This window comes from Pedobacter sp. PLR (genome assembly GCF_026239675.1).
Classification (GTDB): Bacteria; Bacteroidota; Bacteroidia; order Sphingobacteriales; family Sphingobacteriaceae; genus Pedobacter.
This window is the reverse complement of record NZ_JAPIVQ010000005.1, coordinates 432,012-446,139: the sequence shown is the minus strand read 5'-3', so window position 1 is coordinate 446,139 and position 14,128 is coordinate 432,012. Positions and strand designations below refer to the sequence as shown.

Annotated in this window: 9 protein-coding genes; 5 read left to right on the top strand and 4 right to left on the bottom strand. The window is 41.7% G+C overall.

All coding sequences use genetic code 11. The annotated features are described in order from the left end of the window. Positions 1-153: 153 nt before the first annotated feature. Positions 154-1,599 carry an alpha-L-fucosidase gene (locus OQX61_RS14840; RefSeq protein WP_265842542.1) on the bottom strand — a complete coding sequence of 482 codons (1,446 nt, stop codon included), beginning with the start codon at positions 1,597-1,599 and terminating at the stop codon, positions 154-156. Positions 1,600-1,741: 142 nt separating this feature from the next. Then, a complete protein-coding gene (locus OQX61_RS14835) occupies positions 1,742-2,188 on the bottom strand; it encodes a hypothetical protein (protein WP_265842541.1) in 447 nt (148 codons plus the stop codon). Between the two features lie 198 nt (positions 2,189-2,386). Between OQX61_RS14835 and OQX61_RS14830 the strand changes: the two genes are divergently transcribed. Beyond that, a complete protein-coding gene (locus tag OQX61_RS14830) occupies positions 2,387-3,463 on the top strand; it encodes a histidine kinase (protein WP_265842540.1) in 1,077 nt (358 codons plus the stop codon). Further along, the gene (locus OQX61_RS14825; RefSeq protein WP_265842539.1) at positions 3,460-4,176 is read left to right on the top strand and encodes a response regulator; all 717 of its coding nucleotides are present in this window, start codon (positions 3,460-3,462) and stop codon (positions 4,174-4,176) included. The genes OQX61_RS14830 and OQX61_RS14825 overlap by 4 nt, the downstream gene beginning before the upstream one ends. 9 nt (positions 4,177-4,185) lie before the next feature. Here the strand turns inward: OQX61_RS14825 and OQX61_RS14820 are convergent, their stop codons facing one another. Then, positions 4,186-5,067: an AraC family transcriptional regulator gene (locus tag OQX61_RS14820; RefSeq protein WP_265842538.1), complete on the bottom strand. Its 882-nt coding sequence runs from the start codon at positions 5,065-5,067 to the stop codon at positions 4,186-4,188. Positions 5,068-5,472: 405 nt separating this feature from the next. Here OQX61_RS14820 and OQX61_RS14815 point away from each other — a divergent pair, with 405 nt between their 5' ends. Genes OQX61_RS14815 through OQX61_RS14805 form a run of 3 tightly spaced genes read left to right on the top strand, consistent with a single transcriptional unit; the run spans position 5,473 to position 11,046 of the window. After that, positions 5,473-8,601 (top strand): SusC/RagA family TonB-linked outer membrane protein, encoded by a 3,129-nt coding sequence (locus tag OQX61_RS14815; RefSeq protein WP_265842537.1) that lies wholly within the window; start codon positions 5,473-5,475, stop codon positions 8,599-8,601. A gap of 12 nt (positions 8,602-8,613) precedes the next feature. Continuing rightward, the gene (locus tag OQX61_RS14810; RefSeq protein ID WP_265842536.1) at positions 8,614-10,482 is read left to right on the top strand and encodes a RagB/SusD family nutrient uptake outer membrane protein; all 1,869 of its coding nucleotides are present in this window, start codon (positions 8,614-8,616) and stop codon (positions 10,480-10,482) included. 15 nt (positions 10,483-10,497) lie between these two features. Then, positions 10,498-11,046 carry a hypothetical protein gene (locus OQX61_RS14805; RefSeq protein WP_265842535.1) on the top strand — a complete coding sequence of 183 codons (549 nt, stop codon included), beginning with the start codon at positions 10,498-10,500 and terminating at the stop codon, positions 11,044-11,046. Between the two features lie 132 nt (positions 11,047-11,178). Here the strand turns inward: OQX61_RS14805 and OQX61_RS14800 are convergent, their stop codons facing one another. After that, a complete protein-coding gene (locus tag OQX61_RS14800; protein WP_265842534.1) occupies positions 11,179-14,109 on the bottom strand; it encodes a glycoside hydrolase family 2 TIM barrel-domain containing protein in 2,931 nt (976 codons plus the stop codon). Positions 14,110-14,128 lie beyond the last annotated feature (19 nt).

Genomic DNA, 14,128 nt, shown 5'->3' with positions numbered 1-14,128 from the left:
TGACAAAACATTATTTTTAGGTTACTCTAACTTTATTGCAAGAGCCCTATATAACAACCTTATTTTAAGCGCGTTTATTCAACAGAGAGCCGTTTAAAACTAGGAATTCTGAATCGTACTAAAGGGAGTGGTATGATCTTCAACCCCTTTTTATTAGTTTCCTACGCCAACTTCGCTGACCATGGGTTCGTCAATAGAGGATAAGATCTTTAGCTTGATGTATCTGGCTTTTGTAGGGGTAAATCCGGCAATTTTAAGGTCGGAAGTTTTGTTCCAGTTCTCGCTTTTAACCTGCCGGAAGTTTTGATTATCCTCAGAAACTGAAAGCTCATATTTAGTAATCAGGCCAGTATAGCCTTTCAATTGAACAGGTAAATAATAAAACTTACTTATGTTTTGCGAAGTACCAAGGTCAAGAACCAGGAAATTATTTGTTCCGGAAGAGAACTTCCAATAAGTTTGGAAAGCAGCGAATCCGCCACGATCTCCCACGATATCGCTGATGCCATCAATCATGACGCTTGCTGTCTTTTGACTCAGCAGTCCGGCCACCGGGGAACCATCATTGGCAGGTCCTCCGGGCTCAATAAACACTTGTCCGGCACTGGCATCAATATCCTTTGGGCTGAGGTAAGTTTTTAAGGCAGCTCCCTGTTTAGGTAAAGGCAACCTGGTGAGGTCGGGCTTCCAACTGGCCCCTACCGCTTTAAGTCGGGCGACTACCTCCTCATCAAAAAGGCCATCACGATTAGGCCCGATATTGACCATGAAATTACAATATAAGGGTACTACTCTTTGCAGTTTATCGAGGATATAGTCTAAACTTTTAACTTCTTTTGCTGCCCCGGGATGCCAGAACCAGCCATTGGTGAGGGTCAATGCCATTTGCGACGGGTAATTGTTATTTCCGGGAGGATATACCCCTTTTGGTCCTTCGTAATAGATCACATCGGTTTGAAGTGGACTATTCCCATTGTGTTCGGCCACCAGGCAATTGGGTTGCAGTTTCTTGATGTGGTTATATATCTTCTGGAAATCGATCAGACGGTGGCCCATTTTCCAGTTCCAACCATCAAAAATTATTAAGGGGATCTCTCCATATTGGGTCAGCAGTTCTGTAAGCTGGTTTATCACCAATTCTTCTTCCTTTGCTCCACCATTTTCTATGCCGTTATGTCGATCCCAAATGGAAAAATACAGGCAGGGTTTAAGCCCCTGGTCGCGGAAAGCCTTCACATACTCAGCTACGACATCCTTTTTAACCGAACTATTGGCGACATCATAATCTGTATATTTGGAATCCCACAGGCAAAAACCATCATGGTGCTTGGTAGTGAGGATACCATAAGTCATCCCGGCAGCTTTACAGGCCTTTGCCCATTGATTGCAATCTAGCTTTGTTGGGTTAAATTGTTTGGGATCATGTTTCGGGCTTGCCCATTCTTCATCTGTAAAAGTGCCCATGTTAAAGTGCAACATGGCGCCAAAACGCAAATCGACGAAGTTTGACTGCAATTGTTGCAGATTGGTTTGGGCGATGGCTATGCTGGTACCGCATAACCATAACAGCACTATAATTCTAATCTGCAATTTCATCATGATGGTATATTCTGGTGTTAAAATTTCTACGCCAAATTATGAAACCTGCTAAAGAACAACTAGTATGGAATTGTCCAAAACTAAACCCATATTATCCATAATGTGAAATCAATCCGGATTAATGAACCTCCCGTGCATCTGTTTATTTTAGAGTCTGAATTTTAGATTCGAAAAAGTCGAAGCAAAAGATTTTATCATAAAAAGAGGCGATGTTTCTCTTTTCTATGAAACTGGTAAATGAATTAACTCCTGAACACAGCGGGTCCTTTACAAAAACTATCCACAATTCCCTGGTACATGTTTTGGCTTTAAAGGCAGCCAAAGCAGAAGAATTAAACAAGGAAAAGTCAAATGACGACTGTAATACAGCTTTGCTATCTATAAAAAAAACACCTTTTCTTACCCCCTCTTCTACGATCACATTAATTTTATGGCTAAATGCATCTTCAATACTGATGGTTGGTTTATAGCTGGAGATAAAACGACACAGATCGGCGAGCTGAATTATTTTTTCCTCCTGCTGACTTTCTCCCAGCCAGGGGCTTTCAGTAATCTGTTCGGCTAATATTTGAAACTGTTTTTCACTCATAGGACTGAATTAATCAGCTGCAAAGCAACAAAATAGATGTACTGCTATTTTTTTATTATACCAAACCTGCTGTTTATTATACCAAAACCCTGCAAAAATGAAATTTGATATAATAAACAGCAGGTTTGGTATAATTCTCCCTCTGGCAATTGGATATACTTTACTTTTGTATGGTGTTTTAATTTAAACGGCTACCGAATGACTTCCCAAACGCAGGAACTTAAAAACAGACAAATTATAAATTTTCTATCTGAAGACCGTTACCGGTTTTTACGTCATGCCGGACTTTTGCTTGGCCTTTTTGTCCTGTTTTATTATTCTGATCTTTCCAGCCAGTTTTCTGGAATTTATAAATACTACAGGTTGTTATGTATCTACACCGTTTTTATTATAATGTTCTATGTCAATATGTACGTGCTCGTCCCCTTATTTTTCTTTAAGGCGAAGTATTTACTCTATCTGGTGTTGGTGGTTGGCCTGGTGATGACCGGACTATTTTTTAGCGGGTATATGTTAAAAATCATAGAACCACATCGCCTGCATTTGCCATCTGAAGACGCTCACCGCATCAGGAGCTTTTATGAAGGCGCAATGATTACCGTCCCTATTATCATGCTCACCACCACCATAAAACTTTTACAAAGGTGGATAAAGGACAACGACCGGATTTCAGCGCTAAAAGAACTTACGCTTCATATGGAATTGAATGAATTGAAGAACCAGATTAATCCGCATTTCTTATTTAATATGCTGAACAATGTAAAAGCACTCATCAGAACTGATCCGGAAAAGGCTGCATTGGTAATCCTCAAATTATCCGAATTTTTAAGGTACCAGCTCTATGAAAACAATGAGAAAAAAACGGCCTTAACTTCCGAGATCAATTTCATTTCCAACTTTTTAAATCTGGAAAAAATAAGAAGGGATAACTTCAGTTTCCACATCGGCAAACAAACCGATGAACCCTTGTTCAGAAGCGTATTTATCCCACCAAATCTGTTCACTACTTTTGTAGAAAACGCGGTAAAACATAGCGTAGACATCAGTGGTGCAGCGGCTTTTATTAACATTGAAATCGCCATTCTTCAAGACAAACTACATTTCTTCTGTACCAATTCCAAAAGCCCTGATGAGGTGATTACGGATCAGAAGTATAGTGGTTTAGGCCTCATTAATATCAAAAGACGGCTGGAGCTTTTATACCAGCAGGATTATAGTCTTGAGCTTAAATCCAATGATCATGAGTATTCAATCCACTTAACCATTCCAGTATGAATTGCATAATAGTTGATGATGAACCTTTAGCGAGGGAGGAATTACAAAACATGGTCAGGGAGTCATCACAGTTAGAGGTGATTGGTATTTTTTCAAATGCATTGTCCGCGCTGGATTTTCTCAAAACCAATGAGGTTGACCTGATTTTCCTGGATATTGAAATGCCTAAAGTTAGCGGTCTGGAGTTTGCAGCGCAAATATCAGGACAAACCTTAATCATATTTACGACCGCTTATGCTCAATACGCCTTAAAAAGCTATGAGCTGGACGCCATTGATTACCTTCTGAAACCAATTGATCCAACCAGATTGGAGAAAGCAATCAGCAAATCCATCGCTTATAAAACCTTACTCTCCGAAAGCACAAAAAGCACTATTGAAGGCAGTACAGCAGACTTTTTGATGGTCAAATCCGAGCGCAGGTATTACAAAATACGCTTTAAAGACATCCGGTTTATTGAGGGACTCAAAGATTATGTGGTCATTTATACGCAAACTCAAAAGTTGATTACCGCAATGAATCTAAAAAACATACATCAAAAAATTCCCTCAGACCTATTCCTGAGGGTCAGCAAGTCTTATGTTGTTCATGTGAACCACATAGACTCTTTTGATAACCACACGATTTACATTGGCGACTTTGAAATCCCCATTGGGGAGGTATATAAGAACGATTTCTTTGATAAATATGCCGGTGGCACTCAACTGCTATAATTTCTTAGCTTATTCTCTACCTTTTAGACTATTCGTTAAATCCCTCCGGTATTCTGAGGGTTTCATGCCTGTGATTTGCTTGAAAAACTTATTGAAATTGGTTAGGTTATTGTATCCACTGGCATAGCAGACTTCGGAGATCGAATATTCTATATTTTGCAGTAGCTTACAAGCATGGCCAATCCGGATCTCATTGACAAACTGGGACAGGGATTTTTGCGCTCTATCTTTGAAAAACCTGCAAAAGGAATTTGTGGTCAGGTTACATAAATCTGCCACTTCTTTTAAATTAATATCCCGTTGAAAATTCTCCATTAAAAACTGATACACCTTATTGATCCTGTTCGTATCTTTTTCATCGTAAGGATTTTTAAAGGCAATACTCGCCAGATATTCATATTCATTTGATACCGACAGAACCTCAATTATCTGAAGAAAAGCCACAATCTTATCAATTCCTTTCTTTTGCGGTAGTTTCATGAGAATCTTAGCGACTTTCTGATTGGTTTCCCCATAAAATCTCAATCCTCTCCCTGCCTTTCGAATCAGATCTTCTACCTGATTTAAAGTGTTCTGATCGTCGGTTAATCCGAGCAGGAAATCCGGTGGAAAATATACCACCGTTGACTTCACTTTATTCTTTTCTTCAGACAAAAAGACTTTATCACTCTGCCAGATATGCGGTAAATCCGGCCCCATTAAGACCAGATCATGGTCTTCAAAATTGCCAATATGATCCCCTACAATCCGCTTGCCATAGCTCTTCTCAATCCAAACCAATTCACACAATTCATGAAAATGAAAAGAGGAAATCAAGCAATTCGTCTCCAGGCGCTTAACCCTCAATGACTTAACACCCATGTTGTTAACGTCAATTAACTCTGGTTTCATTAATAGTCTTACAGTTAAAATTATGCGAACCTAAACATTTCAAGCATAATTAATTACATCATGGTAAGATAGTTTAAGCTTTTGCATTTTAACTTTTAGAAAGTTGCTCAGCCAGCCCGCTATATTTACTCAAAGTCAAACCCGTAAATCTTTGAGCGTCTTTAAGTTCTATAAGAATGTTTGCTACGCTCCTACATACACCACAAAATATCTGCCTGATCAACAGATTTAAAAAAGATGTAAAGCAGCTTTCATTTGCAGAGCCGACAACATCATTCCGGATTGACAACAACGCCAATATTAAGCCATAGGCCTTATGCTTAATGATTGTGTGCATGCATTAAACCAAACAAACCATCGTATGAAAAAAGAAAATGATTACTTATTTAAAATAAAGCCATGAAGATGAACAGCAATAAAACTATCACAGGGATAGGGCTAACGACTGTCTTTTCTATGTTATTGGCTTTTTCCCCTGGCACAAAGGTCTACGGAGCAGCACATTTACCGGTAATGGAGGCCGCTCCATTGCTCCGTACCTTTTTTCAAACAGACTCCTTAATTACCATCAAGGGAAGGGTGTTCGACAGTGATAAACTCCCGCTTCCGGGTGCGAGTATCGTTGATAAGAAAAACCCAAAAAGAGCGACTGTCAGCGATACCAATGGTTATTTTACCATTGCCGTCCCTATGAATACCGTTCTACGGATCGGTCATATCACCCATTTAAACAAAGAACTGACTGTTACTAAAAATGAGAAAAATCTACAAGTTAATCTAGAGATAGATTCCAAACCGCTGGAAGAAGTAATGGTGGTTGGTTTTGGTACCACAAGTATCCGAAAAAACACCACTTCTGTAGCCACACTTAATCCTAAAGCACTAAAGGACTTACCTTTTGGAGATATGGGTTCCGCCTTACAGGGCAGAGTCCCGGGAGTTATTGTACAGCAGGGTTCCGCTGAGCCCGGACAAAACGGGGCCAGTATTTCCATCCGTGGAAATGGAGAACCGCTATACATCATCGATGGCTTTGTCTCCGATCGTGGCCGTTTTCTATCCTTAAATAAAACGGATATAAAAACGCTAAGCGTCTTGAAGGATGCTGCTTCTACAGCAGTCTACGGGATGAATGCAGGAAATGGCGTAATTGTGATCACTACAAAAAAAGGAGAAGCAGGACAAATGAGCTTTGATTATCAAGGAAATTTTGCTTTCAACACCCCTTCTTACCCTCCAAAACGCATGAATGCCTATGAGTATGCCAGCGCAGTAAACAACCTATACCAATCCCTGGGACAAGGAGTTAACGCTTTTAAAACGCCTAAGGAAATGCAGGAAATCAGCGAAAACCTATCTGATTACACGAACTGGGAGGATCAATTGCTGCGCAAATATGCGCCCCAACAAGAGCATACTGTCTCTGTAAGTGGTGGAACTGATCGCTTAAAGTTTTTTGGGAGCTTAAATGCTTTAGGACAGCAAGGAATTATGAAGTTCAATTCCCTGAATTACAACCGATATAACTACCGCTCGAATGTAAGTAGTCATTTTGATAAGATCGGATTAACCGTTGAATTGAATGTGAATGGGACGCAAACGGATGAGAAATACCCTCCTGCCAGCGCAGCGACCATATATTCAAGGCTAAGAGACCGGAATCCTTTTGAGAAACCATTTACGGCTGGTGGTCAGATTTCTAATCAGTTTGACAATCCGGTACTGCAATTGATGAGTCCGGGATATGTGAAGCTGAAAACCGTTTACAACCAGGTGGCGGGCTCCTTAAATTGGGTAGTTCCCGGCGTTGAAGGATTAAGTTTTGGCTTTAGCGGAAACTATAATGTGCAGTCGCAAGACCGTGTAGACTGGATTCAAACGGCCACTTATTATGATGAACAAGGCAATGCCACAAAAGAAGATCCTTCCAACATTAGCATTAGCCGCTCCTCATTTATGACCAACCAATACGATATAAATATCAGAGGGGACTATAAGAAGACGATTCTTGGAAAACATAACATAGAAGCTACGTTGGTCCATACCAGACAGCATTATTATAACAATGCCTTAACTGCAGGATCAAGGGGCTTCAATACCACAGAAATCCATCAGATTCAAAAGGGAGATGCAACTAGTATTACGGCCTCAAATACGGAAGGTATGCAGGCATGGATGGGCTATGTAGGTAAATTCCATTATGATTATGACCGCAAATATATGGTAGAATTTGCCGGACGTTATGACGGATCTGACAATTTCCCTGATGGCAAAAGATGGGGTTTCTTCCCTTCCGTATCCGCAGGATGGGCCGTTTCTGAAGAGAAATTCTTTGAAGGAATCAAAGGTGGAAATGTATTGAATTACCTGAAACTCAGAGCTTCCTACGGACAAATCGGCGTAAATAACATTGACCACTGGCTGTATGCTTATCTACCTACGTATAATTACAATTCCAATGCCTATGTAGTGGGTGGAAAGTTGCAAAACAGTGTGACGCCAGGGCCTACGCCAAGTTTAAACATGACCTGGTTTGATAAAACGAAATATGATGTCGGACTTGATTTCTTCCTCTTTGGCAATCGTTTAGAGGGTAGTGTTGACTATTTCTTTGAAACAACTAAAGGATTCTTATCAGCTGATAAATTCCGCTACACGGACCCTATAGGATACGAACTTCCTTTGGTGGTATCTAAAGCGGAAGATAGAATTGAAGGCCTGGACGGCGCGCTAAAATACAACACCAAAATAGGAAAAGTAAATATTACTGCCGGTTTCAACTTTACGTATTACAGATCAATTGCTTTTAGAACCAATGAGGACAGCCTTACGCTGGCCAATCCTCGTCTACGTGCTCAGGGAAATGAAAAGTTTTATGTAGGAACGGGTTATGTTGGCGCTAAATTCTACACCAATCCAACGGACATCCTGAACAACCCTAAACGCCTTACGTCGAGAGACCTGAGACCCGGCGATTTGCAGTATCAGGATGTGAACAATGACGGAAAAATTGACGGCCAGGATCAGTCCAGATACGGGCACAATACCACGCCAACTTTTGTGTTTGGCTTTGACCTTGGCGCAACTTACAAAGGGGCTTCTATTATGGCTACCATCCAGGGAACCGGAGCCAGACAAACCTATATGAGTAATGTAGCCATGGGCGCAGAAGGTGAAAGAAGGTTAGATTTTGCTTTCCAGAATGATAGCTGGTCGCCGGATAATCCAAATGCCAGCTTACCAAGACCGGGCAATCTTACCTTAAATGACAACAACAATTATGCTTCCTCTGATTTTTGGGCCCGTAAGTCGAACTATATCCGGTTAAAATCGGTTACCCTCTCCTACGACTTTAAGCATGCCTTGCTCGATCAACAGAATTGGTTGCGCAACCTGACCATTTTTGCTTCCGGCGTCAATCTATTCGCCACCGGCCCTACCGTAAAATATGGGGATCCTGAAGCAAACAGCTTCGAAGGCTATGGTTATCCAATGATGAAGACGTATTCTGCCGGTTTTCAATTAGGCTTTTAAATGATAAAAAAAATGAAAAAATATAAATTAATATGGGTACTGGGATTAATGTCCCTTTATCTATCCTCTTGTAAAAAGTTCTTAGATACAAAACCTTACGATAAAATAACCGGCGAACAAACCTGGAGTAGCGAGAACCTAACCACCGCCTTTATTTACCAGATCTATGCGGATGTGCTCACCAGTGATTCCTGGTTGGCAGCGTATGCCAGTCCGAATTCTGCCCGTTCTGAGAGCTCCACTAAAAATGCGATGACCGGTACTTTAAATGGTCCGTTCTGGTCCAAAGACCGTGCAGAACTGATGACGAAAAATGATGATTATAAATGGTTAAACTATAATCTACTGTGGAGAATACATACTGCCATGAAAAATATTCAGGAGAGTACTAAGTTTTCTGCGGAGTATAAAAAACGCTCCCTTGGAGAGCTTCACTTCTTGAGGGCTGCACATTATTTCATCTATGCCAAGCTATATGGAGGATTGCAGATCATTGACCGTGAACTTAATCCAACGGAGAACCTGCAGATCCCCAGGAAATCGATAAAAGAGACTTACGACTTTATCATTTCGGATTTGGATAACGCCAGTCAATCGCTTCCCCCTACCGCTGAAAGAGGAAGGGCTTCTGCTGCTGCAGCATATGCCCTTCTGATGCGGGTTGGCGTACAGGCAGCCGCTTATGTAGATGGTGGCGCCACAAGCAGTGTATATTATGACAAGACCATCGCCGCAGGAACCGCATTAGGACTAAATGCCGGGGGTGCTCAACTCAGCCCTTACGCCAATATGTTCCGTGCCTATGAAACGGCTATTGCCGCACCGGAGATCATCTTATCCAGAGAGCGTTCTAAAATTAACAGTTCGCTTTATGACACCCCTATTCAGTACCAGGGTTTATGGGCAAATGGTAAATTCTCTGCCTATGCAAAGGAGCATTTCCCGATCAATGTAACCATGAACTTCTGGGGAATGGACGGTGGATCCTGGCCAACACAAGACCTGGTTGATGATTATTTAGTGAAGGATGTGGATGGCAGTATTAAGCCCTGGACCGATGCTTCTTATGTGACTACAGGTAAAAATGTAGATGAGAAAATGTACTTCAGCAGTACCAAAAAGAGAGACCTTAGGTTTTATTCCACTATTTTATACGATAGCTGTATGTACTTTAACAATCAAGCCCGTGTATTCTTTAGAAGAGATGGAAATGTGAGTAACGCCAACAGTAAAATCAATGAGCGTTCTGTTGAAGAATATGGTTATCAGGCAGGAAACACGGAGAACTACAACTCTTCTACCGGCTATGCGATGATCAAATATCAATATGATCACATCATTAGTTTACCAAGTCCGGGCGATCAGAAATTAGACTATTCGTTTTCAGTTTTCAGGTATGGTGAGGCTTATTTGAATATGGCTGAAGCTTACCTGATGAAAGGTGATTTTGCAAATGCGAAAGTGTATATGACGCCAACGATGGTAAAACATGCTGGATTTGATGAAAATCAGGTGGCCGCTTATTTAGCCCCGCTGACTGGAAACAACTGGGGAAACTCCTTATTTGAAGCTTACAAGCGGGAAAGAAACGTTGAGATGGTTTATGAAAACAATGATGCTTACTGGTCTCTTTTACGCTGGGGAATGAGAACTTCCGGAGGAGTCAGGAATGGTGAATACGTGAGTAGTGGTTATGTGATTCCGGCTTTACAAGGCCCGCTTCGGGGCATCCGGATTTCCAGAGACGGGAAGACCTATTCCTTTTTCCAGGACAACAATTCAGCCGGAGAAGCAAGGTTTACGCCTAAGCGTTACCTGATACCCATTAATGAAGCTTTCCGTTTAAAATCTGGTATAAATCAGAACCCGGGTTGGGATTAACTCTAAATGATAGAAATGAAAAAAATAATAAAGCCACTATTTAGTGTAGCAGCCCTTGGATTGATGTTCTCCTTGTCAGGTTGTTTAAAACAAGGATTGGATGAGCTACAGAATTCCAATCAAAAAGTGATGACTTCTGTTGACTATACCTATCGGTTTTTGTATACGGATACCATTCAAAAAGGAACCAGTAAGCAAGAGATTTTAACAGATCGTGTTTGCGAGGTATTGTTCAAGAAAAATGTCGTCCGCACCAATGAGAATGGCCTTGATGGGTTTAAAACAACCCTATCCTATGATGTCAATTCCGTATTGAAAGCTGGCCCGACAGGCTCCGTTACTAAAGCCATGTTATTTACCGAATTTGACAAGCTGATCAGGAAAGATCAATTGAGTAAGTTATGGGTTTACGTCACCGTTTCAGATGTATCCACGGTCAGTCCTTTAGCCGACGCGCCTAAACTAGGCAGTCCGGGGGATTTTTCAAAAGACCATGTTTATCAGGTAAAAGCAGCTGACGGCTCTACCAAAGATTACTTAATCAGAACCATAAAAGGTTTTTAACACAATCGCTCTCTATGCTAAAAATGGCCTGTATCATCTATGATGATCAGGCCATTTTCATATGGTATCCGGCTTTATTTAGCCTCTTCATTTAATCAGATTTGTCTCTTTATCGCTGGCAGTATATCGTCCTTAACGCAACCTGAAAGTCACATTTCCCTTCAATTCTTTGTCTTTAATATTGATCCTCTGATCAGTAAACGGAGAATTATAAAAAGGTTCTGAGCCATTGTTACTGTAATCAGCGATTAGAAACTGAATCTGACTATCCTGCAACCAGCTTCTGGAAGACTGGCTTTCATCGGAAAGCACCTTAATTCCTTTGTTGTCTTTATTGATGAGCTCCGCAGAAATGATATGCTGTTTTGTAGACCTGAAATCATTGGAGCCCATTTCATTTGCATCATCTTTCCAATGTGCCGCAGCGGTTTTACCCGGTTCTTCTACAGCTGATAACCATTTGGCATTTAGCTTTGCTGTTCCGGCATCCCTCGAAATATCCTCCGGAGCATAGACTGTAAAGTCGCCACGTCGCTTCCAGTTCAGCTGGTCAAAATCAGTTGGCAACTGAAATAACATCCCGTACTGATACGGGCTGAAAGCGGCTTTATCGTTACTTTTCAGGGCATATTCCAGCCTTACATTTCCGTTCTTCAGGAACACATATTTCAGCTTTCCATTAGCATTGGAGTAAGTGGTTTCCATCTTCAGGATGATGCTGTCCTTACTTTCCTGAACGATCAGGTTTTTCACAAACAGCGTGATTAAGGGGTAGTTTTTTATCGGGTAAAGGTTGTTCTGATAGGTCTCTCCGGCAACGTTCGGTTTTCCACCGTCCTCGCTATTCATCGGTACCAGACAAAACACAGGCCCTTGTGAAAGGATCCTTTCGCCCTGGTTTTCTGCGCCCGAAATGATGCCGGTTCTTTTTTCTACCGTAAACCTGTTTTCTCCCTGTTGAATGAAATAAGCAGCAGAACTCTCTTTTAAGGAAAGCATGGCAACCGGCTGATATTCTTCTGCCGTAGCTTTCTTTAGCACAATGCGTTCTTCACTGGAAATAAACCCTGAAGGCTCTTTGAATGTAAGGTAAACTTCCGTTGTTCCAGGGTTTACAGGAATCTTTAACTGTCCTTTTTGACGCGGGCCTATTGATGATTTGATCGTTCCCGAGGCATTATTGGTTTTATAGGAGATGGAAAGCTCCGACAATGGTATAAAATCATAGCGGTTTTCTACTTCAAGTAACAGCTGATTATTTACAACTTTCAGCCCCTTTAAGTTTTGTATTACGACTGGTGAATAGGCTTTTTTCATGGCCCAATATTCTGGTTTTGGTCTGCGCCAACCGTCTATCGGTCCCCATGGGCCATATCCGACAATCCTTCCGCCAGGCAAATGAAAAGTATCGTCAATCCCGCTCCATATTGCACCGCCCAGACTGCCCTGGTGGTGGTAAATGGAATCGTACATTTTGACTAAAGGAAGTCCGTAAGCGCTTCTTACTCCCGGATCAGTGATCAGCTCCCTCCTGTTATAGGTGCTCAGGTGGGCATATTCGCCAAATAAAGTCGGACGGCTCATGGTATCTGTCGCTGCTGCGCCGTCAATTCCAGGGTAGTGGTAATTGGCAATATCAGCTTTGCTGCCTCCATTATTGAAACCTCCCCAGCATTGATCATGAAAAGCAGTTGGACGGGTATTATCGAATGCTTTCACCTGATCCTGTACTTTTTGCCACAATGGACTCCACATCGATTCATTTCCTAAAGACCAGATAATCACTGAAGGATGGTTTTTTGCGGCCTGCATTTTTTCCAGATTTGCGGCAAGCATATAGGGTAAGAATTTCTCCTCTTTATAATCCCAGAGCTTCCAGATTGGAGAGGCATGGTGCTGAATCCAGGTTAATGACGATTCATTCTCCACAAAAAGACCAATCCGGTCTGCGGCCTCCAGAAATTCTTCAGAAGGAGGATAATGGGAACTGCGGATAAAGTTGCAATTCGCTTGTTTAAAGAGTTCGGCGTCTTTTATTTCCAGGTCCGGACTGATGCTTCTGCCGGTAAGCGGATGGACAGAATGTCGGTTAACCCCTCTTAATTTAACCGCTTGTCCATTGACTAATAGCTGATTTCCTTTGATTTCTACTTGTCTGAATCCTACTTTTTGACGGTTTTCCTGAACAGGTTTTCCTGCAATGAACAGTGCTGTGGTTAAATCATATAGGTAAGGATGCTCGGTATTCCACTGCCGGGGGCTGTTTATGGAAAAGCTTTGGGCAGAAAGCAAAGATGCTCCCGGACTAAGCGCCTGGTCCATTGCTATGGTTTTATTTAAAATAACTTTGCCTTCCTGATCTTTCAGGACATAATGTATCGCGGCATCGGTATTGGTTTTTGATTCGTTACTCAGCTTCGTTTTAAGCTGAAGACTGGCGTTTTTATACTGCTTATCGAAAGTGGTGACTACACTAAGGTCGGCAATATTTGTTTCCGGCAAGGCGAATAAAGTCACCTTTCTAAGGATCCCTCCTACGGTATGCGCGGCATATTGAGAGGTACAGGCCAGAAAATCACTAACCGTTAATGCCTGAACTTCTACTTCCAGCAGGTTCTTACCTGGTTGTAAAAAATCGCTGACATCAGTTTCAAAAGGAACAAAACTTCCTTCATGTTCGGCCACTTGATGACCGTTTACTTTAACTACCGCATGAGAACTTACGCCATCAAACTTCAACTTTATGCGTTTCCCTTTCCAGGCAGGCAGCACAAATGATTTAGTATAAATTGCACTTTCTCCTGCATTTACGGTGTATCCCTGCATGACCCATTCGCCGGGAACCTGGATTGACTTCCTGCCTTGGTTTGCTATACTTTCTGAAAACTGCCATTCGCCATTGAGTGAAAGTTTTAAGGCATCATCTGCCGGTAAGGGCGATAAACGGGCAGGCGCATTGTTATTTTGAGCTGTCAGCAGCAAGGTGCTTTTTTGAATCTGTGCTGTCGAACTGTTTCCTGCAAACAGCAGGGAAACCAAAACTATCTTTTGAAAATTCTTCATTGCTTTATTTTACCAATCG